The organism is Pseudomonas sp. NFPP24, from assembly GCF_900112095.1.
Lineage (GTDB): Bacteria > Pseudomonadota > Gammaproteobacteria > Pseudomonadales > Pseudomonadaceae > Aquipseudomonas > Aquipseudomonas extremorientalis.
Genome location: NZ_FOKD01000002.1, coordinates 425,410 through 448,760, shown reverse-complemented (window position 1 = coordinate 448,760; position 23,351 = coordinate 425,410). Strand labels below are relative to the sequence as shown.

Sequence of the window (23,351 nt, the reverse complement as noted above, 5' to 3'; positions counted from 1 at the left end):
GTACATCGTGCGCAAGTTGACTCAATTGGTGCTGCTGGCAACCGTGCTGGTAACCACCCCGGCCTTCGCCGAAATGAAAATCGCCGTCCTGAACTATCAGATGGCCCTGCTGGAATCCGATGCGGCCAAGAAATACGCCGTAGATGCCGAGAAAAAATTCGGTCCGCAACTGACCAAGCTCAAGACCCTGGAAAGCAGCGCCAAGGGCATCCAGGATCGTCTGGTAGCCGGTGGTGACAAGATGCAGCAAGGCGAGCGCGAGCGTCTGGAGCTCGAATTCAAGCAAAAGGCCCGTGACTACCAGTTCCAGTCCAAGGAGCTGAACGAAGCCAAGGCTGTTGCTGACCGTGAAATGCTGAAACAGCTGAAGCCGAAACTCGACAGCGCTGTGGAAGAAGTCATCAAGAAAGGTGCCTTTGACCTGGTGTTCGAGCGTGGCGCTGTGATCGACGTCAAGCCTCAATACGACATCACCCGTCAGGTGATCGAGCGCATGAACCAGCTGAAGTAAGCCATGACCGCGACTATCAAGCTCGGCGAGTTGGCCGAGTTCCTGGGGGCCACCTTGCGTGGCTCCCCGGAGAAGGAAATCACTGGGCTAGCCACCTTGCAGGAGGCTGGCCCAGCTCAGTTGAGCTTCCTCGCAAACCCCCAATACCGTAAATACCTGGTCGACAGCCAAGCCGCAGCCGTGTTGCTGAAGGCCGCTGATGCCGAAGGGTTTGCCGGGGATGCGCTGGTGGTGGCCGACCCATACCTGGCGTATGCGCGGGTGTCGCACCTGTTCGATCCGAAACCCAAGGCCGCCAGCGGTATTCACCCGTCTGCGGTGATCGCCGATGATGCCCAGGTTGACCCTGCTGCCAGCGTCGGTGCCTTTGCGGTGATCGAGAGCGGTGCACGCATTGCGGCGGGCGTGACCATTGGTGCCCATTGTTTTATCGGTGCGCGCTGCGAAATCGGCGCAGGCGGTTGGCTGGCACCCCGCGTAACCCTGTACCACGACGTGCGTATCGGTGAGCGTGTGGTCATCCAGTCAGGTGCCGTGATCGGTGGTGAAGGCTTTGGCTTTGCCAATTCCAAGGGCATCTGGAACAAGATTGCCCAGGTCGGCGGCGTATTGATCGGCGACGACGTGGAAATTGGCGTGAACACAGCTGTTGATCGCGGGGCCCTGGCCGATACCGTGATCGGCAACGGCGTAAAGCTCGACAACCAGATCCAGATCGCCCACAACGTGCAGATTGGCGATCACACCGCCATGGCAGCATGCGTGGGTATCTCCGGCAGCACCCGGATCGGCAAGCATTGCATGCTGGCCGGTGGCGTCGGGCTGGTGGGGCACATCGATATTTGCGACAACGTCTTCATCACCGGCATGACCATGGTCACCCACTCGATTACCGAACCGGGTGCTTATTCTTCCGGTACCGCCATGCAGCCTGCGGCTGAATGGCGCAAGAGTGCAGCACGGTTGAGGCAGCTCGACGACATGGCTCGACGTCTCAAACAGCTGGAAAAGCGTGTTGGGGACGTGACCCCTGGCGGTAATGCTTCATCAGAAGGCTGATACCATTTCCATATCAAGTGTGCACAGCCGCTAGACTGCCTCCTTGATTTGCTAGCGGGGCGTGCTTTTAGTTCGCCCGCCCCCAATCTTTATTACAGGCTTCCCCCCGAAATGATGGACATCAACGAGATTCGCGAATACCTGCCTCACCGTTACCCGTTCCTGTTGGTGGATCGCGTAGTGGACCTCAATGTCGAGGAAAAGCGCATTCGTGCCTACAAGAATGTCAGCATCAACGAACCGTTCTTCAATGGTCACTTTCCTGCGCATCCGATCATGCCGGGTGTGTTGATCATCGAGGCGATGGCCCAGGCTGCCGGTATCCTTGGTTTCAAAATGCTCGACCTCAAGCCTGCCGATGGCACGCTTTACTATTTCGTGGGCTCCGACAAGTTGCGTTTCCGCAATCCGGTTACCCCGGGTGACCAGTTGATCCTGGAAGCCAAGTTCATCAGCTGCAAGCGCCAGATCTGGAAGTTCGAATGCCAGGCCTCGGTGGATGGCAAGCCGGTGTGCTCTGCCGAGATCATCTGTGCGGAACGCAAACTATGAGTTTGATTGACCCTCGCGCAATCATCGATCCGTCGGCCGTTCTGGCCGCCGACGTTGAGGTCGGCCCCTGGTCGATCATCGGCGCAGGTGTGGAAATCGGCGAGGGGACTGTCATCGGGCCGCACGTGATCCTCAAAGGTCCGACCCGCATTGGCAAGTACAATCGCATCTACCAGTTCTCCTCGGTAGGCGAAGACACCCCGGACATGAAGTACAAGGGTGAAGAGACCCGCCTGGTAATCGGTGATCACAACATCATCCGTGAAGGCGTGACCATTCACCGTGGCACAGTGCAGGATCGGGCCGAGACCACGCTGGGTGACCACAACCTGGTCATGGCCTACGCCCATATCGGCCACGACAGCGTGATCGGCAACCATTGCATCCTGGTCAATAACACCGCGTTGGCCGGCCATGTGCATGTTGACGATTGGGCAATCCTGTCCGGTTTCACCCTGGTGCATCAGTACTGCCATATCGGTGCTCACAGCTTTTCCGGCATGGGTACCGCCATTGGCAAGGATGTTCCGGCATTCGTCACGGTATTCGGTAACCCCGCCGAAGCCCGTAGCATGAACTTCGAAGGCATGCGTCGTCGGGGTTTCAGCGAAGAAGCCATCCACGCCCTGCGCCGCGCCTACAAGGTGGTTTACCGCCAGGGGCTCACGGTGGACCAGGCGTTGACCCAACTGACCGAGCCGGCAGCGTTGTTCCCGGAAGTCGCGGTGTTCCGTGACTCGATCCAGGCGTCGACTCGCGGCATCACCCGCTGATCATGGCTAATCTGCGTATCGCGCTGGTGGCCGGGGAAGCTTCCGGCGACATTCTGGGCGCAGGTCTTATGCGGGCCCTCAAGGCCCAGCATCCAGCGGTAGAGTTCATCGGCGTCGGCGGCCCGCTGATGCAGGCTGAGGGGCTTACGTCCTACTTCCCCATGGAGCGTTTGTCTGTCATGGGGCTGGTCGAGGTGCTGGGCCGCCTGCGCGAGCTGCTGGCCCGCCGCAAGCTGCTGATCCAGACCCTGATCGAAGAAAAGCCGGACGTCTTTATCGGAATCGACGCGCCGGACTTCACCCTCAATATCGAACTCAAGTTGCGCCAGGCCGGCATCAAGACGGTGCACTATGTCAGCCCGTCCGTCTGGGCATGGCGGCAGAAGCGCGTGCTCAAGATCCGCGAAGGCTGCGACCTGATGCTGACCTTACTGCCGTTCGAAGCGCGGTTCTATGAAGAAAAGGGCGTGCCGGTGCGGTTTGTCGGGCACACCCTGGCCGACACTATTCCCTTGCAGGCGGATCGCGCGGCCGCGCGTGCCGAGTTGGGCTTGCCCGACGGCCCATTGGTTGCGCTGATGCCGGGCAGCCGGGGCGGCGAAGTCGGCCGCCTGGCCTCGGTATTTTTCGACGCCGCAGAGCGTCTGCAGGTCTTGAAGCCGGGCGTACGTTTCGTGTTGCCCTGCGCAAGCCCGCAACGGCGTGTGCAGATCGAGACATTGCTGGAAGGGCGCAACCTGCCGTTGACCCTGCTCGATGGTCAATCGCACCTGGCCCTGGCGGCCTGCGATGCGGTATTGATCGCTTCGGGGACGGCCACGCTGGAGGCCTTGCTGTACAAGCGCCCGATGGTCGTGGCCTACCGCCTGGCGCCGCTGACGTTCTGGATTCTCAAGCGCATGGTCAAAAGTCCTTACATCTCCCTGCCCAACCTGCTGGCCCAGCGCCTGTTGGTGCCGGAGTTGTTGCAGGACGATGCAACGCCTGAGGCGCTCGCGCAAACCTTGCTCCCCTTGATCGAGGGTGGCGAAGAACAGACCCGTGGTTTCGACGACATCCATCGCATACTGCGCCGTGACGCCTCGAACCAGGCGGCAGACGCCGTGTTGACTCTGATCGGCCAGAAGCAGGAGGTGTTATGAGTACGCAAATGGGCCTGGATTTCAGCCTGGTTGCCCAAGCCCACGAACTGGTAGCCGGTGTTGACGAGGTCGGGCGCGGACCTTTGTGCGGTGCGGTCGTCACGGCGGCGGTGATTCTTGATCCGAACCGTCCGATCCTCGGCCTCAACGACTCGAAAAAACTCACCGAAGCGCGCCGTGAAAAACTCTACGACGAGATTTGCGAGAAAGCCCTGAGCTGGCACATCGCCCGGGCCGAAGTTGAGGAAATCGACGAGCTGAACATCCTCCACGCCACCATGCTCGCCATGCAGCGTGCAGTGGAGGGCCTGCACATTACGCCCAAACTGGCGATGATCGATGGCAACCGCTGCCCCAGACTGGCCATGCCATCGGAAGCGGTGGTGAAGGGCGATAGCAAGGTGCCGGCGATTGCGGCGGCCTCCATCCTGGCAAAGGTCAGTCGTGATCGTGAAATGGCGGCTTTCGAGCTGATCTACCCCGGCTATGGCATCGGCGGTCATAAAGGCTACCCGACGCCCGTTCATCTGGAAGCCCTCGCACGTCTTGGCCCGACACCGATCCATCGCCGCTCGTTCGCTCCGGTGCGCCAGGCTTGCGAGGCGCGGGAGAGTCTCAGCGAGGTGTAGTCGCGAGGCTGATGTTTTTGCCAAGGCCCGGTACAATCCGGGCCTTGTTGTTTCCACGTATAAGAGATCACTATGCCGGCTTCATTCGTTCACCTACGCCTGCACACTGAATACTCCCTGGTCGACGGCCTGGTACGGATCAAACCGCTGGTCAAAACCCTGGTGGGCATGAACATGCCTGCGGTGGCGGTCACCGATCAGAACAACATGTGTTCCCTGGTCAAGTTCTACAAGAACGCCATGGGCGCCGGCATCAAGCCGATCTGCGGCGCCGACCTGTGGCTGTCCAACAAAGACCCGGATAACCCCCTGAGCCGCATCAGCCTGCTGGCGATGAACGGCGTGGGTTACCGCAACCTCACTGAACTGATTTCCCGTGGTTTCATTGACGGCCAGCGCAATGGCTCGATCATCATCGAGCGCGAATGGGTCGCCGAGGCCAGCGAAGGCCTGATCATGCTGTCGGCCGCCAAAGAGGGCGAAATCGGTATCGCGCTGCTGGGCGGCAACCCCCAAGAAGCCGAAGTGCTGGCCAGGGAATGGATGCAGGTCTTCCCCGACCGTTTTTACCTGGAAGTCCAGCGGACCAACCGCCCCAACGATGAAGAGCACCTGCACGCTGCGGTGGCCCTGGCCGACAAGCTGGGCGCGCCACTGGTGGCGACCAACGACGTGCGCTTCATCAAGAAGGAAGACTTCGAAGCCCACGAAACCCGCGTGTGCATCGGTGAAGGCCGGGCCCTGGATGACCCGCGTCGTTCGAAGAACTACAGCGAAGAGCAGTACCTCAAAAGCGCTGAGGAAATGGCCGAGCTGTTCAGCGACCTGCCCGAGGCGCTGGAAAACTCCGTCGAGATCGCCAAGCGCTGCAATATCGAGGTCAAGCTGGGCAAGCACTTCCTGCCCAACTTCCCGATTCCGGATGGCATGACCATCGACGAGTACTTCCGCAAAGTCTCGTTCGACGGGCTGGAAGAGCGGCTGGCCGTTCTGCTGCCCAGGGACACCACCGAAGATTACGAGGCCAAGCGCCAGGTTTATGTGGACCGGCTGAATTTCGAGCTGGATATCATCATCCAGATGGGATTCCCCGGTTACTTCCTGATCGTGATGGACTTTATCCAGTGGGCCAAGAACAACGGCGTGCCGGTTGGTCCGGGCCGGGGGTCAGGTGCCGGTTCGCTGGTGGCCTATGTGCAAAAGATCACCGACCTTGATCCGTTGGAATATGACCTGCTGTTCGAACGTTTCCTGAACCCGGAACGGGTTTCCATGCCCGACTTCGACGTCGACTTCTGCATGGATGGCCGTGACCGCGTGATCGAATATGTGGCCGAGAAATACGGCCGCAACGCGGTAAGCCAGATCATCACCTTCGGTTCCATGGCGGCCAAAGCGGTAATCCGCGACGTGGCCCGGGTGCAGGGCAAGTCTTACGGCCTGGCGGATCGCCTGTCGAAGATGATCCCGTTCGAAGTCGGCATGACCCTGGAAAAGGCCTACGAGCAGGAAGAAATCCTGCGCGACTTCATCAAGGTCGATGAAGAAGCGGCCGAGATCTGGGAGATGGCCCGCAAGCTTGAAGGCGTGGTGCGTAACGTCGGTAAGCACGCGGGTGGCGTGGTCATCGCGCCGACAAAGTTGACTGACTTTTCGCCGATCTATTGCGATGAAGAAGGCGACGGCCTGGTCACCCAGTTCGACAAGGATGATGTGGAGGCGGCCGGCCTGGTGAAGTTCGACTTCCTCGGCCTGCGGACCCTGACCATCATCGACTGGGCGCTCAAGACCATCAACCGCGACCGCGCCAAGGTGGGCGAAGAACCGCTGGACATCGCTTTCATCCCGCTGGACGACAAGCCGACCTACACCCTGCTGCAAAAAGCCGAAACCACGGCGGTATTCCAGCTTGAATCGCGCGGCATGAAAGAGCTGATCAAAAAGCTCAAGCCCGACTGCCTGGAAGACTTGATCGCACTGGTGGCCCTGTTCCGTCCGGGCCCGCTGCAATCGGGCATGGTGGACGACTTTATCAACCGTAAACACGGGCGCGCCGAGCTGGCCTACCCGCACTCGGACTACCAGTACGAAGGCCTCAAGCCGGTATTGGCACCGACCTACGGCATCATCCTGTATCAGGAACAGGTGATGCAGATTGCCCAGGTGATGGCCGGTTACACCCTGGGTGGCGCGGACATGCTGCGTCGAGCCATGGGTAAGAAAAAACCCGAGGAAATGGCCAAGCAGCGCGGCGGTTTCATTGAAGGTTGCGCGACCAACAATATCGACGCCGACCTCGCGGGTAACATCTTCGACCTGGTGGAGAAATTCGCCGGTTACGGCTTCAACAAATCCCACTCCGCCGCCTACGGCCTGGTGTCGTACCAGACTGCCTGGCTGAAAGCCCACTACCCGGCGCCGTTCATGGCTGCGGTACTTTCGGCGGATATGCACAACACCGACAAGGTCGTGACCTTGATCGAGGAAGTGCGCACCATGAAGCTGCGCCTTGATGCGCCGGATGTGAACGCCTCGGAGTTCAAGTTCACGGTAAACGACGAAGGCCGCATCATCTATGGCCTGGGCGCGATCAAAGGCGTCGGTGAAGGCCCGGTGGAAGCCATTACCGAAGCGCGCCAGGACGGTCCGTTCAAGGACCTGTTCGACTTCTGCGCACGGGTGGACCTCAAGCGCATCAACAAACGAACCCTCGATGGCCTGATCCGCAGCGGCGCGCTCGACCGTCTTGGCCCGTATTTCCATGACGAGCCGAAGGCCTACCAGGCCAATATCGACCGTAACCGTGCGGTGCTGCTCGCCGCCATGGAAGAAGCGATCAAGGCGGCCGAACAGACTGCACGTACCCATGACAGCGGCCATGCCGACCTGTTTGGCGGGTTGTTCGTCGAAGACGATGCGGATGTCTACGGTAACCACCGCAAGGCCAAGGAACTGACCCTCAAGGAACGCCTCAAGGGTGAGAAAGATACCCTGGGCTTGTACCTGACCGGCCATCCGATTGACGAATACGAAGGTGAAATCCGTCGCTTCGCCCGTCAGCGCATCATCGACTTGAAACCGGCGCGGGACACCCAGACCGTCGCCGGCATGATCATTGCCCTGCGGGTGATGAAGAACAAGAAGGGCGACAAGATGGGGTTTATCACCCTCGACGACCGCTCGGGCCGCATCGAAGCGTCGCTGTTTGCCGACGCGTTCCACTCCGCCCAGTCGTTGTTGCAGACCGACGCCATGGTGGTCGTCGAAGGGGAGGTCAGCAACGATGACTTCTCCGGCGGCCTGCGCCTGCGGATCAAGCGGGTGATGAGCATGGAAGATGCGCGCACCAATCTGGCCGAGAGCCTGCGCTTGAAGGTGAAAACCGAAGCGCTCAAGGGCGATCAGCTACGCTGGTTGGGCGACCTGCTCAAACGCCACCGTGGCGCGTGCCCGGTGACCATGGAGTACACCGGCAATGACGCCAAGGCCATGTTGCAGTTTGGCGAGACCTGGCGAATCGATCCCGCTGATGGCTTGATTCAAGCTTTGCGTGACCAGTTCGGGCGAGACAACGTCTTCCTCCAATACCGTTGATGGTCAGATATGTCTGACCTCGGCTAAACATTTAATCTCGACCTAAACGCGCCTCTCCCTTAAGGTAGGGCGCGAATAGACAACCGGCTGGCCAGGCACGCCCTGGCCGTCGACCCAAGACGGACGCTTATGAACCCGAATTTTCTTGATTTCGAACAGCCGATCGCTGACCTGCAAGCCAAGATCGAAGAGCTGCGCCTGGTCGGCAATGACAATTCGCTGAATATCGGCGATGAGATCTCCCGCCTGCAAGACAAGAGCAAAACGCTCACCGAAGACATCTTCGGCAAGCTGACCAGCTGGCAGATTGCGCGCCTGGCTCGCCACCCGCGCCGTCCGTACACCCTGGACTACATTCAGCACATCTTCACCGAGTTCGACGAGCTGCATGGCGACCGCCACTTCTCCGACGACGCGGCCATCGTCGGCGGTATCGCTCGCCTGGACGACCAGCCGGTGATGGTGATCGGTCACCAGAAAGGCCGTGAAGTGCGCGAGAAGGTCCGCCGCAACTTTGGCATGCCGCGTCCAGAAGGCTACCGCAAGGCGTGCCGCCTGATGGAAATGGCCGAGCGCTTCAAGATGCCGATCCTGACCTTCATCGACACCCCGGGCGCTTATCCGGGGATCGACGCCGAAGAGCGTAACCAGAGCGAAGCTATCGCCTGGAACCTGCGCGTCATGGCCCGCCTGAAAACCCCGATCATTGCCACCGTGATTGGTGAAGGCGGTTCCGGCGGTGCACTGGCCATCGGCGTCTGCGACCAGTTGAACATGCTGCAATACTCGACCTACGCGGTGATCTCGCCGGAAGGTTGTGCCTCTATCCTATGGAAAACCGCCGAAAAGGCACCGGACGCTGCCGAAGCCATGGGCATCACCGCCGATCGCCTCAAAGGCCTTGGGATCGTGGACAAAGTGATCGCCGAGCCATTGGGCGGCGCTCACCGTGACCCGGCTGCTGCTGCTGCGACCATCCGTGCCGAACTGGGTTCGCAACTGGCGATGCTCAAGAAGATGGATAACGAAGCGCTGCTGGCTCGTCGTTACGAGCGCCTGATGAGCTACGGTCTCTAAGACCCACGCAATACCCAAATGTGGGAGGGGGCTTGCCCCCTCCCACATTTGCGTTGTGTATGCTTGGTGAGCGTATTCCAGACCAGAGGCGGTAACTTGTCATGAAACCGGCTCTGCCCGCCAAACTCATGCAAATCCTAGCGCCTTGGCGCAACGCCCCGGCCTGGCAGATCGCACTCTCCGGTGGCCTTGATTCCACCGTCCTGCTGCACCTCCTGGCCAACCTGGCGAAAACCGAAACCCTGCCACCCCTCAGCGCTGTCCATGTCCACCATGGCCTGCAGGCTGCCGCCGACGCGTGGCCGGCTCATTGCCAGTCGATCTGTGACAGCCTGGGCGTGCCTTTGCGCGTGATGGGCGTGCAGGTACAACCCGGCGCCAGCCTCGAGCGTGCCGCCCGTGATGCGCGCTACCAGGCATTTACCGAGGTGATCGGGGCGGGGCAGGTGATGCTCACCGGCCAGCATCGTGAAGACCAGGCAGAAACGCTGTTGTTCCGCCTGCTGCGTGGGGCTGGGGTGCGCGGGTTGGCAGCGATGCCCGTGCAGCGCCGATTGGCAAGTGGCTACCTGGTAAGGCCATTGTTGCGTGTCTCCAGGGACGAGTTGGAAGCCTACGCACGCCAGTATCAGCTCAAATGGATCGAAGACCCTTCAAACGCAGATTTGCGTTTCTCCCGTAATTACCTGCGTCACCGCGTGCTTCCTGCACTGACGGAACGCTGGCCTCAGGCCGTCTCAAGCCTGGCGCGCACCGCCGAACACCTGAGTGAAGCCCAGGGCCTGCTCGATGAGCTGGCGCAGATGGACCTGCAGGCCGCCGATCAACCTTCCCCTTTTCCCTGGCTGAATTTGCCGTCCTTGGCTCTTACGCCGCTGCGTGAGCTTTCCGACGCCCGTCAGCGCAACGCCCTGCGTCATTGGCTGACGCCGCTGACGCGCCTGCCCGACAGTGACCACTGGGCAGGCTGGTATTCCCTGCGCGATGCCAGGGGTGACGCACAACCTCTATGGCGCCTGGCCGACGGTGAGTTGCATCGCGGTGGCGAGCGCATCTGGTGGCTGCCTCGCGCAGGATCAGAATTTTCCGACGCATCGCTGAGCTGGTCCGATCCACAAAACCCACTAGAGTTACCCGGTAATGGTCAGTTGACGCTCACGGGCAGCGTGCCCGCAGGCCCGCTGGAGGTCCGCTACCGCCAGGGCGGCGAAATCCTCGACGTACCCGGTCGAGGCCGGCGTGATTTGAAGCGCCTGCTTAACGAAAGTGGCCTGCCGGGTTTCGTCCGTGGCAGATTGCCGCTGCTGTATCGCGGCCAGCAATTGCTGGGTGCACCCAGCCTTGTGGGACTGTGGCCGGCGGCAAGTGATGACTGGCAATTACATTGGATGCCACAGACCTGCGATCAAGGTTTGAGCTGATAGCGCCTTTCCGGTAGACTACGCTCCCTTCTTGATACAACTTCTGTGGATTCGGCTGAATCGCAGCAGTTGCCGATTACCAAGCAGTCTTTGCTGGGCGATTCCAAAAAATGTGTAGCGATCAACGTACCGGTGTTTCATTGCTGGTCTGTCACCACGCGGCGGTTTTTTTGAAAGGTGCACTGTGATTAATGCAGGTGATCGGGGGCTTCGGCCTTCCTTCGCTTTCCCCGGCGGCTCGGACCGCTTTAACGCAGACTTCTAGGGTTTTTCATGACGCGCTACATATTCGTCACGGGCGGTGTTGTTTCTTCATTGGGGAAAGGCATTGCCTCCGCTTCATTGGCGGCCATCCTGGAGGCGCGGGGACTTAAGGTCACCATGCTCAAGCTGGACCCCTACATCAACGTTGACCCGGGCACCATGAGCCCGTTCCAGCACGGTGAAGTGTTCGTCACCCACGACGGCGCCGAAACCGACCTGGACCTGGGCCACTACGAGCGGTTCATCCGCACGACCATGACCCAAAACAACAACTTCACCACCGGCCGCGTCTACGAGCACGTGCTGCGCAAGGAGCGCCGTGGTGACTACCTGGGTGCAACCATCCAGGTGATCCCGCACATCACCGACGAAATCAAGCGCCGCATCATCAAGGGTGCCGGCGATGCCGACGTGGCGATGGTCGAGATCGGTGGCACCGTGGGTGACATCGAGTCCCAACCGTTCCTCGAAGCCATCCGCCAGTTGCGTTTCGAAGTCGGCGCCAAGCGCGCGATGCTGATGCACCTGACCCTGGTGCCGTACATCGCCACCGCCGGCGAGACCAAAACCAAGCCTACCCAGCACTCGGTCAAGGAGCTGCGTTCCATCGGCCTGCAGCCGGACGTGCTGGTGTGCCGCTCCGATCACCCGATCGACATTTCCTCGCGTCGCAAGATCGCGCAATTCACCAACGTTGAAGAACGTGCGGTGATCGCGCTGGAAGACGCCGACACCATCTACAAGATCCCGGGCATCCTGCACTCCCAAGGCCTGGACGATTTTGTGGTCGAGCGCTTCGGCCTGCAATGCAACGGCGCGGACCTGTCCGAGTGGGAAGCCGTGGTCGACGCCAAGCTCAACCCTGAGCACGAAGTCACCATCGCCATGGTCGGCAAGTACATGGAGCTGCTGGACGCGTACAAGTCGCTGATCGAAGCGATGAGCCACGCGGGTATCAGCAACCGTACCAAGGTCAACCTGCGCTACATCGACTCCGAAGACATCGAGAACCAGGGCACCGCGCTGCTCGAAGGTGTCGACGCGATCCTCGTGCCAGGCGGTTTCGGCCTGCGTGGCGTGGAAGGCAAGATCACCGCGGTTCAGTACGCTCGTGAAAACAAGGTGCCGTACCTGGGGATCTGCCTGGGCATGCAAGTGGCTGTCATCGAGTTCGCCCGTAACGTGCTGGGCTGGAAAGACGCCAACTCCACCGAGTTCGACAGCAAGAGCGGTCACCCGGTCGTGGGCCTGATCACCGAGTGGGAAGATGCCACCGGCGCCGTCGAAGTCCGCACCGAAGCCTCCGACCTGGGCGGCACCATGCGCCTGGGTGCGCAGGACTGCCTGCTGGAGCCGGGCTCGCTGGTTCACGACTGCTATGGCAAGGACGTGATTGTCGAGCGTCACCGTCACCGCTACGAAGTGAACAACAACCTGCTGCCGCAGATCAAAGAGGCCGGCCTGAAGATCTCCGGTCGCTCCGGTGACGGCGCGCTGGTTGAAGTGGTCGAGGCGCCGGATCATCCGTGGTTCGTGGCGTGCCAGTTCCACCCTGAGTTCACCTCGACGCCGCGCGACGGTCACCCGTTGTTCAGCGGTTTCGTCAAGGCAGCCCTGACGCAACACCAGAAGAAGGCGTAACCCTGATGGCCCAGAAGATCATTCGCGTAGGCGATATCGAGATTGCCAACGACAAGCCCATGGTGCTGTTCGGTGGCATGAACGTGCTGGAAAGCCGTGACATGGCGATGCAGGTCTGTGAAGAGTACGTCAAGGTCACCGAGAAGCTCGGTATCCCTTACGTATTCAAGGCCAGCTTCGACAAGGCCAACCGTTCGTCCGTGACCTCCTATCGCGGCCCGGGCCTTGAAGAAGGCATGCGGATCTTCCAGGACATCAAGCAAGCCTTCGGCGTGCCGATCATCACCGACGTCCACGAGCCTGAGCAGGCTGCCGTGGTCGCCGAGGTGTGCGACATCATCCAGTTGCCGGCCTTCCTGTCGCGCCAGACCGACCTGGTCGTCGCGATGGCCAGGACCGGCGCTGTGATCAATATCAAGAAAGCCCAGTTCCTCGCGCCCCAGGAGATGAAACACATCCTGAACAAGTGCGTGGAAGCGGGTAACGACCAACTGATCCTCTGCGAGCGAGGTTCGAGCTTCGGCTACAACAACCTCGTGGTGGACATGCTTGGTTTCGGCATCATGAAACAGTTCGAATACCCAGTGTTCTTCGACGTGACCCACGCGCTGCAAATGCCCGGTGGTCGCGCCGATTCCGCGGGCGGGCGCCGTGCCCAGGTGCTGGACCTGGCCAAGGCAGGCATCAGCCAGTCCCTGGCTGGCCTGTTCCTGGAAGCCCACCCGGACCCGGACAACGCCAAATGCGACGGCCCATGTGCCCTGCGCCTGGACAAGCTGGAGCCGTTCCTGGCCCAGCTCAAGCAGTTGGACGAACTGGTCAAGAGTTTTCCGACGGTAGAGACCGCGTAAGCGTCGTTTCTCCGGTAGACTTTCCCACGCTTTACGCTCAGGCCTACGGGCCTGAGCCTTGTCGCCTGCAAGCCTGCCCCGTTGTTCCACCCTTGCGGTCGGTCAAAAGATTCCCTTCAGCTGCGTCGTTTTCGTCAACTTTGGAGTGTTTACAACAATGGCAAAAATCGTCGACATCAAAGGTCGTGAAGTTCTCGACTCCCGTGGCAACCCCACCGTCGAAGCCGACGTGCTTCTCGATAACGGCATCATCGGCAGCGCCTGCGCGCCGTCCGGTGCTTCTACCGGTTCGCGCGAAGCGCTGGAACTGCGTGATGGCGACAAGGGCCGTTACCTGGGCAAAGGTGTACTGAAAGCCGTGGCCAACATCAACGGCCCGATCCGTGACCTATTGCTGGGCAAGGACCCGCTGGACCAGAAAGCCCTGGACCACGCGATGATCAAGCTCGACGGCACCGAAAACAAAGGCAGCCTGGGCGCCAACGCCATCCTCGCCGTGTCCCTGGCTGCCGCCAAGGCCGCCGCACAGGACCAGGACCTGCCGCTGTACGCGCACATTGCCAACCTGAACGGCACCCCGGGCGTCTATTCGATGCCGGTACCGATGATGAACATCATCAACGGTGGCGAGCATGCCGATAACAACGTCGATATCCAGGAATTCATGGTACAGCCGGTCGGCGCCAAGTCCTTCTCCGAAGGTCTGCGCATGGGCACCGAGATTTTCCATCACCTCAAGGCTGTGCTGAAGGCCCGTGGCCTGAGCACTGCGGTGGGTGACGAAGGCGGTTTTGCACCGAACCTGGCGTCCAACGAAGATGCACTGAAAGTGATCTCCGAAGCCGTGGCCAACGCTGGCTACAAGCTGGGCACCGACGTGACCCTGGCCCTGGACTGCGCGGCCAGCGAGTTCTACGAGGACGGTAAGTACAACCTGTCCGGCGAAGGCCAGGTGTTCAACTCCGAAGGTTTCGCCGAATACCTGAAGGGCCTGACCCAGCGCTACCCGATCATCTCGATTGAAGACGGCCTGGACGAGTCCGATTGGGACGGCTGGAAAATCCTCACCGACAAGATCGGCGAGAAAATCCAACTGGTGGGCGACGACCTGTTCGTGACCAACACCAAGATCCTGAAAGAAGGCATCGATAAAAAGATCGCCAACTCGATCCTGATCAAGTTCAACCAGATCGGCACCCTGACCGAAACCCTGGAGGCCATCCAGATGGCCAAGGCTGCGGGCTACACCGCCGTGATCTCGCACCGCTCCGGCGAAACCGAAGATTCGACCATTGCCGACCTGGCCGTGGGCACCTCGGCTGGCCAGATCAAGACCGGTTCCCTGTGCCGTTCCGACCGTGTTTCCAAGTACAACCAATTGCTGCGTATCGAAGAGCAACTGGCTGGCAAGGCCAAGTACAACGGTCGCGGCGAGTTTCGCGGCTGATCGCTAGTTGATGGTGAAACATGGTAAAAAGTCGGCGGATTGCGTCGGAAAACTCACGACAGTGTGGATTTCGACGCTAATCTGATGGCTATCAAGCACAAGCCTGGTTTTTCCAGGCTTCGTGCTATCAGTTGCTGCAAAAGTTTTGCATGGCGGTCTTTTTTCACTGGATACCCGATATTCGATGCGCAGTCCCAATTGGTTGTTCCTCGTCTTGCTCTTGTTGCTGGCTGGCCTGCAGTACCGCCTATGGGTGGGTAATGGCAGCTTTGCGCAGGTAAAAGACCTGACCCAGCAAATTGCCGACCAGCACGCCGAAAACGAACGCCTGCTGGAGCGCAACCGCGTCCTCGATGCCGAAGTGCTTGAGTTGAAAAAAGGTACGGAGACCGTTGAAGAGCGGGCTCGTCATGAATTGGGCATGGTCAAGGAGGGTGAAACCCTCTACCAGTTGGCCCAATGAGTAGCCGTTTGCCGGCCTTCTGGGCCGTGATTCCTGCCGCGGGCGTCGGTGCCCGTATGGCCGCGGACCGTCCCAAGCAATATCTGCAACTGGGTGGGCGCACTATTCTCGAACACAGCCTTGGCTGTTTTCTTGACCATCCAGACCTTAAAGGGTTGGTGGTCAGTCTTGCTGTCGATGATCCTTACTGGCCCAACCTGCCTTGCGCCAACGACCCACGCATCGTGCGTGCGGACGGCGGCGACGAGCGTTCGGGGTCTGTGCTCAATGCGCTGCTTCAGCTCAATGCCCTGGGCGCCAGTGATGACGATTGGGTGTTGGTGCATGATGCGGCACGGCCGAACCTGAGCCGTGATGATCTGGACAGCTTGCTCGCCGAACTGGCGGACGACCCGGTTGGCGGCCTGTTGGCCGTACCGGCCCGCGACACCCTCAAGCGCGTCGACAAGCGTGGCCGTGTGGTCGAGACCGTCGATCGCAGCCTGATCTGGCAGGCTTATACGCCGCAGATGTTCCGCCTGGGGGCTTTGCATCGTGCCTTGGCCGACAGTCTGGTGGCGGATGCGGTGATTACCGATGAAGCTTCGGCCATGGAGTGGTCCGGCCAGGCACCGCGCCTGATCGAAGGGCGCTCGGACAATATCAAGGTGACCCGGCCCGAAGATCTGGAATGGCTACGGCTGCGGTGGGTCAACCGCAGGTAATCCGCGATACCGTGTCGACCTCATCGGGGGCAAGCCCCCTCCCACATTGAAATGCATTCCAAGTGTGGGAGGGGGCTTGCCCCGGATGAGGCCCGTCCAAACCACCAACAGTCAACTGCTGTACTCCGGCCTTTCAGCCAGCCCCTCCTTCAAGAAATCCACCAACTTCCTGACCTTCGGCGACAAATGCCTCTGCTGTGGATACAGCGCCCACACTGCCGTATTCGGCGGTTGATGCGCCTCCAGCAGCGACACCAGCGCGCCACTGTGCAAATGCTCCAGTACGTAATAGTCCGGCAACTGGCACAACCCGACGCCCTGTAGCGCCGCATCCAGCACCGCTTGCCCGCTGTTGCAGCGCCAATTTCCCTGCACGCGCTGGGAAAATTCCCGGCCCTCCTGGGCCAGTTGCCAGATATCCGAGCTGCCGATGAGGCAGTTATGCCGGCTCAATTCCGACAAGCTATGTGGCCGACCATACCGAGCGAGGTAGGACGGCGACGCACACAGGTACATGCGCCTCGGCGCCAGTCGGCTGGCGACCATGCGCGAATCCTGCAAACGCCCCAGGCGGATCGCCAGGTCGAGGCCTTCGTGCACCAGGTCCAACTGGCGGTTGCTCAGCTCGATATCCACCCGCAACTGCGGATACAGCCCCATGAACCGGGTGACCAGTGGCACGATAAAGCGCTCGCCATACGCCACCGCGCAGGTCATGCGCAACATGCCCTTGGGCTCGCTGGTGAGGTCACCTACGGCGCGCAGGGCTTCTTCACGCCCGTCCTGCAGGCGTTGGCAGTGTTGCAGGAACGTCTGGCCTGCTTCGGTCAACGTCACTTTGCGCGTACTGCGATATAGCAAGCGGGTTTGCAGGCGTTCTTCCAGACGCGCCACCTGCCGGCTGATATGGGAAGACGACACCCCCAGCCGTTCCGCCGCCGCTGTGAATTGGCCGCATTCGGCCACCGCGACAAATTCGTCGATACCTTCCCAGCGGTTTTCAAGCACGTCAATTATCCCTGTACAGCAATAAAGTTTTGCTTTTGCCTGGATTATTCATCAGTCAGGCATGTTTTACACTCACACACTCAGTTTTTTAACCTCCTGGAGAAACCTGGATGATCAAGTCCCGCGCCGCCGTAGCCTTCGAAGCCAAGAAGCCCCTTGAAATCGTCGAAGTGGATGTCGCCATGCCCAAGGCGGGTGAAGTGCTGTTGCGCGTGGTCGCGTCCGGCGTGTGCCACACCGACGCCTATACCCTGTCGGGCGCCGACCCGGAAGGCATCTTCCCGTCGATCCTCGGCCATGAAGGCGGCGCGGTGGTTGAAGCGATCGGCGAAGGCGTGACGTCGGTGGCCGTGGGCGATCATGTGATCCCGCTGTACACCCCGGAATGTGGCAAGTGCAAGTTCTGCCTGTCGGGCAAGACCAACCTGTGCCAGGCCATCCGTTCCACCCAGGGCAAGGGTCTGATGCCGGACGGCACCACGCGTTTCTCCTACAAAGGCCAACCGATTTTCCACTACATGGGCACTTCGACGTTCTCCGAGTACACCGTGCTGCCGGAAATCTCCGTGGCCAGGATTCCTAAAGAGGCGCCCCTGGAAAAAGTCTGCCTGCTCGGTTGCGGCGTCACCACGGGCATCGGCGCGGTAATCAACACCGCCAAGGTCAAGCCAGGCGATACCGTGGCCATCTTCGGCCTTGGCGGTATCGGCCTGTCGGCAGTGATCGGTGCGGTCAAGGCCAAGGCGGGTCGCATCATCGCCATCGATATCAACCCGGCCAAGTTTGAAATCGCCAAGCAACTGGGCGCCACCGACTGCATCAACCCGAAAGACTACGATCGTCCGATCCAGGACGTGATCGTCGACCTCACCGACGGCGGCGTGGACTTCTCCTTCGAATGTATCGGCAACGTGCAACTGATGCGCGCCGCCCTCGAGTGCTGCCACAAAGGCTGGGGCGAGTCGGTGATCATCGGCGTGGCCGGTGCCGGCCAGGAAATCGCCACCCGTCCATTCCAGTTGGTGACCGGTCGCGTCTGGCGCGGTTCGGCCTTCGGTGGCGTGCGTGGTCGCTCAGAACTGCCAAGCTACGTAGAAATGGCCCAGACCGGCGAGATCCCGCTGGACACCTTCATCACCCACACCATGGGCCTGGAAGACATCAACAAAGCGTTTGACCTGATGCATGAAGGCAAGAGCATTCGTACCGTCATCCACTTCTGAGGTTCGCCATGAGTCTGGAAAACCTGTCGTGCCAGAAGAGTTTCGGCGGCTGGCATAAACGCTACAAGCATCATTCCGATGTGCTTGGTTGTGACATGACCTTCGCTGTCTACCTGCCGCCGCAAGCGGAGCAGGGCGGCAAGTTGCCGGTGCTGTACTGGCTGTCCGGTCTCACTTGCACCGATGAGAACTTCATGCAGAAGGCGGGCGCGCAGCGCATGGCTGCCGAGCTGGGGTTGATCATCGTGGCGCCGGACACCAGCCCGCGAGGTCCGGGTGTGCCGGACGACCCGGATAACGCTTGGGATTTCGGTCTCGGTGCCGGCTTTTATCTGAATGCCACCCAGGAACCCTGGGCCAAGCACTACCGGATGTATGACTACGTCGTGCAAGAATTGCCGGCGTTGATCGAAGGGCATTTCCCTGCCTCGGATAAACGTGGCATCAGCGGCCACTCCATGGGTGGCCACGGTGCGCTGGTCTGTGCCTTGCGCAACCCCGGGCGCTACCTGTCGGTGTCGGCGTTTTCGCCGATCAACAACCCGATGGATTGCCCGTGGGGCCAGAAAGCGTTCTCCCGCTACTTGGGCGAAGAGCGTTCAAAATGGCGCGAGTGGGACACCTGTGTGCTGATCAGCGAAGCTACGGAAAAGCTGCCACTGCTGGTTGACCAGGGCGACCGCGACGACTTCCTCGCCGTGCAACTCAAGCCCGAAGCCCTGCAGCAGGCAGCCAAGGCGGCCAACCACCCGCTGGAACTGCGCCTGCAACCGGGCTATGACCACAGCTACTTCTTTATCGCCAGCTTCATCGAAGACCATTTACGACACCATGGCCGTGCTTTGCTCGGTTAATGTGAGGCAAAAGTAGGTAGAATCACGCCCTGAATTAAATCGGGGCGTTTTTTTATGCGTATTGGCCACGGCTACGATGTGCACCGTTTCGCCGAAGGCGATTTCATCACCCTGGGCGGCGTGCGCATTGCGCACCACCATGGTTTGCTGGCTCATTCCGACGGCGACGTCGTGTTGCATGCCTTGAGCGATGCCTTGCTCGGCGCGGCGGCGTTGGGTGATATCGGCAAGCACTTTCCGGACACCGACCCGACGTTCAAGGGCGCGGACAGCCGAGTCTTACTGCGCCATGTGGTCGGCCTGATCCATGCCAAGGGCTGGAAAGTCGGCAACGTCGACAACACCATCGTGGCCCAGGCGCCGAAGATGGCCCCGCATATCGAGTCGATGCGCGCGCTGATTGCCGCCGACCTGCAAATTGAACTGGATCAAGTCAACGTGAAAGCCACCACCACCGAAAAGCTCGGGTTCACCGGCCGTGAAGAGGGCATTGCCGTGCACTCCGTTGCCTTGTTGCTGCGCGCATGAATGACCTGCAACTGCTGGGCCCTCGGGCCTATGGCGAGGCCTTGGGCAGCGCGGTACTGAAGGCGACGGCCGAAGACTTCCAGGTTGACGAGGTGCTGGACATTCCGCTGACCGGCGAAGGCGAACACCTGTGGTTGTGGGTGGAAAAGCGCGGCCTCAACACCGAGGAAGCCGCGCGGCGTATCGCCAGGGCGGCCGGCGTGCCGTTACGCACCGTCAGCTATGCCGGGCTCAAGGATCGCCAGGCGTTGACTCGCCAATGGTTCAGCGTGCAACTGCCGGGCAAGGCCGACCCGGACATGAGCGCGGCAGAGAACGACACGCTCAAGGTTCTCAAGACCGCTCGCCACAAGCGCAAGCTGCAGCGCGGTGCGCATTCGGCCAATGGGTTCACTTTGCGTCTGACGCAGTTGGCCGGTGATACCGCAGCCATCGATGCGCGGTTGCAACAGATTGCCCAACACGGCATTCCCAACTATTTCGGTGCCCAGCGTTTTGGCCATAACGGCGGCAATGTCATGGACGCTCGCGAGTGGGCCGCCCGCAAAGCCTTGCCGGAGCAGCGCAATGTGCGTTCGCGGTTGTTGTCCACCGCCCGCAGCTTTTTGTTCAACAAAGTGCTGGCGGCACGTGTGGCCGATGGCTCGTGGCAACGAGCCCAGGTCGGCGACCTGCTGGCGTTTACCGACAGCCGCAGTTTTTTCCCGGCTGGCGAAGCGGAATGCAGTGACCCGCGCCTGGCAATCCTGGACCTGCACCCGACCGGGCCGCAGTGGGGCGAGGGCGACTCGCCGGCCAGTGGTGCAACCTTCGAGCTGGAACAGGCGGTTGCCGCTGGTGAAGCCGACCTGCGAGATTGGCTGGTGAATGCCGGCATGAGCCAGGAACGTCGCATTCTTCGACTGCCCATTGGCGGTTTGACGTGGCATTATCCCTCGCTGGACATTCTGCAATTGGAATTCGTCCTGCCGGCCGGATGCTTCGCCACTGTGTTGGTGCGCGAGCTTGTTGATCTGGTGCCGGTGGGGCAGACGGACAACCCATGCGTATTCTGATATCAAACGATGACGGTGCCACCGCACCCGGTCTTGCCGCGCTTTATGCTGCGCTGCAGGATTATGCCGAGTGCGTGGTGGTTGCCCCCGACCAGGACAAGAGTGGCGCCAGCAGTTCGTTGACGCTCGACCGTCCGCTGCACCCGCAAGTCCTGGCCAATGGCTTTATCAGTGTGAACGGCACGCCTACCGACTGCGTCCACCTGGCAATCAACAGTCTGCTGGAGCAGGCGCCGGACCTGGTGGTGTCGGGCATCAACCTGGGTGCAAACCTGGGGGATGATGTGCTGTATTCCGGGACCGTGGCGGCGGCCCTTGAGGGGCGCTTCCTGGGTCGTACTGGGTTCGCCTTTTCGTTTGCCTCGCGGCAACTGGATAACCTGGCAACCGCTGCGCATTTCGCGCGCAAGCTGGTGGAGGCCCATGGCTCTCTGGATCTGCCACCCCGTACGGTGCTCAACGTCAATATTCCCAACCTGCCCCTTGATCATATTCGCGGTATCAAGCTGACGCGCCTGGGCCATCGTGCCCGTGCGGCGGCGCCGTTGAAGGTGGTCGACCCGCGTGGCAAGGAAGGCTATTGGATTGCCGCAGCGGGTGATGCCGAAGATGGCGGTGAAGGCACGGACTTTCATGCGGTGATGCAAGGCTATGTGTCGATTACCCCATTGCAATTTGATCGCACCTTCAGTGATGCCTTCAGTGGTCTCGATGGCTGGCTGGAGGGGCTGCGCTGATGGGCCGTGAACAAGACGACTTGCTGCGTCGCGGCATCGGGATGACGTCCCAGCGTACCCGCGAACGCCTGATCCAGCGCCTGTACGAAGAAGGGTTGTCCAACGCTCAGGTGCTTGAAGTGATCCGGCGTACGCCTCGCCATCTGTTTGTCGATGAAGCCCTGGCTCACCGAGCCTACGAAGACACAGCGTTGCCCATCGGCCATAACCAGACCATCTCCCAACCGTACATGGTGGCGCGCATGAGCGAACTGCTGCTGGCGGCGGGGCCGTTGGACAAGGTGCTGGAAATCGGCACCGGCTCCGGCTACCAGACCGCCGTGCTGGCGCAACTGGTGGAGCGGGTGTTCTCGGTCGAGCGCATCAAGGTGCTGCAAGACCGGGCCAAGGAGCGTCTGGTGGAGTTGAACCTGCGCAACGTGGTATTCCGCTGGGGTGACGGCTGGGAAGGCTGGCCGGCGCTGGCGCCGTACAACGGCATCATCGTCACCGCTGTGGCTACCGATATCCCGCAAGCGTTGCTCGATCAACTGGCCCCAGGCGGACGCCTGGTGATCCCGGTGGGCTCCGGCGAAGTGCAACAATTGATGCTCATTATCCGTGAGGACGAAGGCTTTTCCCGACATGTGCTGGGGGCCGTGCGTTTTGTGCCGTTGCTCAATGGGCCACTGGCCTGATCATTTGTTCGCGGGCAGTGAATTCTGTTGGCGGGGATGTGTCTTACGGCGGGGTCCATCGAGTCAACATGATCGGGAGTCGGAATTAAACGCGATGAATGTTTCGTTTCCGTCGTGTGCCGGTAAAACTCCAATGCCCAGTTATACTTGCGTCATATTTCAAGCCTGATACAGGCATTCATGTTCAGCCACCACAAAGGGAGCGGCGGGTGAGTCTCACAGGTCTTGCGCAGCGTATGAGTAAAACAAGCTTTCATCGACTGGTGCTTGGCCTCGTCTTCAGTTCCGTGCTGGTCGGCTGCTCCAGCTCGCCAAGCAGCGGCGCACGGGTGGTTGACCGTAACAATGCCGTCCCGCAAAAGCCGACGGTGACCACCGGGCAATACGTGGTGCGCAAAGGCGACACATTGTTCTCGATTGCCTTCCGGTATGGCTGGGACTACAAGGCGCTCGCAGCCCGTAACAATATTCCCGTGCCCTACACGATACATCCCGGTCAGACGATTCGTTTCGACGGCCGCACCGGTTCTGCGCCTACGACAGTTGTGACAAACACCGGATCTTCGCCGTCGTCCTCCAGCAAAACCACCATCATTACCCGGCCTGCAGGCACCGCCGCGCCCGCTCCTGCAAGCAAGCCGGCACCCGCGCCGTTGCCACCTGCCGGGCCTGCACCGACCGGTTGGGGATGGCCCTCAAACGGAGTGCTGATTGGAAAATTCTCTTCAAACGGTAGTTTGAATAAAGGCATTGATATCGCCGGAGATTTGGGACAGCCTGTTTTAGCTGCGTCTGATGGGACAGTGGTGTACGCCGGGAGTGGTTTACGGGGCTACGGCGAGCTGGTCATCATCAAACACAGCGATACCTACGTCAGTGCTTACGGTCACAACCGCAGGCTGTTGGTTCGGGAGGGGCAGCAGGTCAAAGTCGGACAGACAATTGCCGAAATGGGGTCAACTGGTACAGACCGGGTGAAACTGCACTTTGAGATTCGCCGTCAAGGGAAGCCTGTAGATCCACTGCAATTCCTACCCCGTCGTTGATATGTTGCACAGCCTGTTCCCTCACGTAGAAGGAACAGGCTCCAGCGTTGCCAAGGATAAAGGCGCCGCTTGAGCTTGAGGTCGAACTCACCAAA

22 protein-coding genes are annotated in these 23,351 nt (G+C 60.4%); 21 read left to right on the top strand and 1 reads right to left on the bottom strand.

What is annotated here, in order from left to right:
• Positions 1-7 precede the first annotated feature (7 nt).
• The 14 genes from BM026_RS05805 to ispD all read left to right on the top strand — a co-directional run bounded on the left by BM026_RS05805 (position 8) and on the right by ispD (position 16,128).
• Positions 8-511, top strand: coding sequence for an OmpH/Skp family outer membrane protein (locus BM026_RS05805; RefSeq protein ID WP_003172279.1), 504 nt, complete (start codon positions 8-10; stop codon positions 509-511).
• Positions 512-514: 3 nt separating this feature from the next.
• Positions 515-1,570: a UDP-3-O-(3-hydroxymyristoyl)glucosamine N-acyltransferase gene (gene lpxD, locus BM026_RS05800; RefSeq protein WP_092241172.1), complete on the top strand. Its 1,056-nt coding sequence runs from the start codon at positions 515-517 to the stop codon at positions 1,568-1,570.
• A 111-nt stretch (positions 1,571-1,681) separates the two neighbouring features.
• Positions 1,682-2,122 (top strand): 3-hydroxyacyl-ACP dehydratase FabZ, encoded by a 441-nt coding sequence (fabZ, locus tag BM026_RS05795; RefSeq protein WP_003172281.1) that lies wholly within the window; start codon positions 1,682-1,684, stop codon positions 2,120-2,122.
• The gene (gene lpxA, locus BM026_RS05790; RefSeq protein ID WP_071488802.1) at positions 2,119-2,895 is read left to right on the top strand and encodes an acyl-ACP--UDP-N-acetylglucosamine O-acyltransferase; all 777 of its coding nucleotides are present in this window, start codon (positions 2,119-2,121) and stop codon (positions 2,893-2,895) included. The genes fabZ and lpxA overlap by 4 nt, the downstream gene beginning before the upstream one ends.
• A gap of 2 nt (positions 2,896-2,897) precedes the next feature.
• A complete protein-coding gene (lpxB, locus tag BM026_RS05785; RefSeq protein WP_093119329.1) occupies positions 2,898-4,037 on the top strand; it encodes a lipid-A-disaccharide synthase in 1,140 nt (379 codons plus the stop codon).
• Positions 4,034-4,666: a ribonuclease HII gene (gene rnhB, locus BM026_RS05780; RefSeq protein ID WP_071488804.1), complete on the top strand. Its 633-nt coding sequence runs from the start codon at positions 4,034-4,036 to the stop codon at positions 4,664-4,666. The genes lpxB and rnhB overlap by 4 nt, the downstream gene beginning before the upstream one ends.
• A 72-nt stretch (positions 4,667-4,738) precedes the next feature.
• Entirely contained in the window at positions 4,739-8,260 is a 3,522-nt protein-coding gene (gene dnaE / locus BM026_RS05775; RefSeq protein ID WP_071488805.1) for a DNA polymerase III subunit alpha, read from the top strand.
• Positions 8,261-8,389: 129 nt separating this feature from the next.
• On the top strand, positions 8,390-9,337 hold the full coding sequence (locus BM026_RS05770) for an acetyl-CoA carboxylase carboxyltransferase subunit alpha (protein ID WP_093119327.1): 948 nt from the start codon (positions 8,390-8,392) through the stop codon (positions 9,335-9,337).
• A gap of 101 nt (positions 9,338-9,438) precedes the next feature.
• Positions 9,439-10,758, top strand: coding sequence for a tRNA lysidine(34) synthetase TilS (gene tilS, locus BM026_RS05765; RefSeq protein ID WP_093512214.1), 1,320 nt, complete (start codon positions 9,439-9,441; stop codon positions 10,756-10,758).
• 273 nt (positions 10,759-11,031) lie between these two features.
• Complete coding sequence (locus BM026_RS05760) at positions 11,032-12,663, top strand: CTP synthase (protein ID WP_071488807.1); 1,632 nt, start codon at positions 11,032-11,034, stop codon at positions 12,661-12,663.
• A 5-nt stretch (positions 12,664-12,668) separates the two neighbouring features.
• Positions 12,669-13,514, top strand: a complete 846-nt coding sequence (kdsA, locus tag BM026_RS05755; protein ID WP_027604465.1) for a 3-deoxy-8-phosphooctulonate synthase — start codon at positions 12,669-12,671, stop codon at positions 13,512-13,514.
• Positions 13,515-13,671: 157 nt separating this feature from the next.
• Complete coding sequence (gene eno / locus BM026_RS05750; RefSeq protein ID WP_071488808.1) at positions 13,672-14,961, top strand: phosphopyruvate hydratase; 1,290 nt, start codon at positions 13,672-13,674, stop codon at positions 14,959-14,961.
• A gap of 184 nt (positions 14,962-15,145) precedes the next feature.
• Positions 15,146-15,424 carry a cell division protein FtsB gene (gene ftsB / locus BM026_RS05745; protein WP_003172294.1) on the top strand — a complete coding sequence of 93 codons (279 nt, stop codon included), beginning with the start codon at positions 15,146-15,148 and terminating at the stop codon, positions 15,422-15,424.
• Positions 15,421-16,128 (top strand): 2-C-methyl-D-erythritol 4-phosphate cytidylyltransferase, encoded by a 708-nt coding sequence (gene ispD, locus BM026_RS05740; RefSeq protein ID WP_093512211.1) that lies wholly within the window; start codon positions 15,421-15,423, stop codon positions 16,126-16,128. Before ftsB ends, ispD begins: the two co-directional genes overlap by 4 nt.
• Before the next feature lie 111 nt (positions 16,129-16,239).
• Here ispD and BM026_RS05735 read toward each other — a convergent pair whose 3' ends face one another.
• Positions 16,240-17,136: a LysR substrate-binding domain-containing protein gene (locus BM026_RS05735; RefSeq protein WP_093527664.1), complete on the bottom strand. Its 897-nt coding sequence runs from the start codon at positions 17,134-17,136 to the stop codon at positions 16,240-16,242.
• 110 nt (positions 17,137-17,246) lie between these two features.
• Here BM026_RS05735 and BM026_RS05730 point away from each other — a divergent pair, with 110 nt between their 5' ends.
• From BM026_RS05730 to BM026_RS05700, 7 genes are all read left to right on the top strand, one after another.
• The gene (locus BM026_RS05730; protein ID WP_071488811.1) at positions 17,247-18,359 is read left to right on the top strand and encodes an S-(hydroxymethyl)glutathione dehydrogenase/class III alcohol dehydrogenase; all 1,113 of its coding nucleotides are present in this window, start codon (positions 17,247-17,249) and stop codon (positions 18,357-18,359) included.
• 8 nt (positions 18,360-18,367) lie between these two features.
• Positions 18,368-19,213, top strand: a complete 846-nt coding sequence (fghA, locus tag BM026_RS05725) for an S-formylglutathione hydrolase (protein WP_071488812.1) — start codon at positions 18,368-18,370, stop codon at positions 19,211-19,213.
• 54 nt (positions 19,214-19,267) lie between these two features.
• Positions 19,268-19,741, top strand: coding sequence for a 2-C-methyl-D-erythritol 2,4-cyclodiphosphate synthase (ispF, locus tag BM026_RS05720; RefSeq protein ID WP_012722614.1), 474 nt, complete (start codon positions 19,268-19,270; stop codon positions 19,739-19,741).
• Positions 19,738-20,796 (top strand): tRNA pseudouridine(13) synthase TruD, encoded by a 1,059-nt coding sequence (truD, locus tag BM026_RS05715; RefSeq protein WP_093119316.1) that lies wholly within the window; start codon positions 19,738-19,740, stop codon positions 20,794-20,796. The genes ispF and truD overlap by 4 nt, the downstream gene beginning before the upstream one ends.
• Positions 20,784-21,533 carry a 5'/3'-nucleotidase SurE gene (gene surE / locus BM026_RS05710; RefSeq protein ID WP_071488814.1) on the top strand — a complete coding sequence of 250 codons (750 nt, stop codon included), beginning with the start codon at positions 20,784-20,786 and terminating at the stop codon, positions 21,531-21,533. Before truD ends, surE begins: the two co-directional genes overlap by 13 nt.
• Positions 21,534-21,574: 41 nt before the next feature.
• Positions 21,575-22,210: a protein-L-isoaspartate(D-aspartate) O-methyltransferase gene (locus BM026_RS05705; protein WP_170856035.1), complete on the top strand. Its 636-nt coding sequence runs from the start codon at positions 21,575-21,577 to the stop codon at positions 22,208-22,210.
• Between the two features lie 209 nt (positions 22,211-22,419).
• Positions 22,420-23,256 carry a peptidoglycan DD-metalloendopeptidase family protein gene (locus BM026_RS05700; protein ID WP_071488816.1) on the top strand — a complete coding sequence of 279 codons (837 nt, stop codon included), beginning with the start codon at positions 22,420-22,422 and terminating at the stop codon, positions 23,254-23,256.
• The last annotated feature ends 95 nt before the right edge of the window (positions 23,257-23,351 follow it).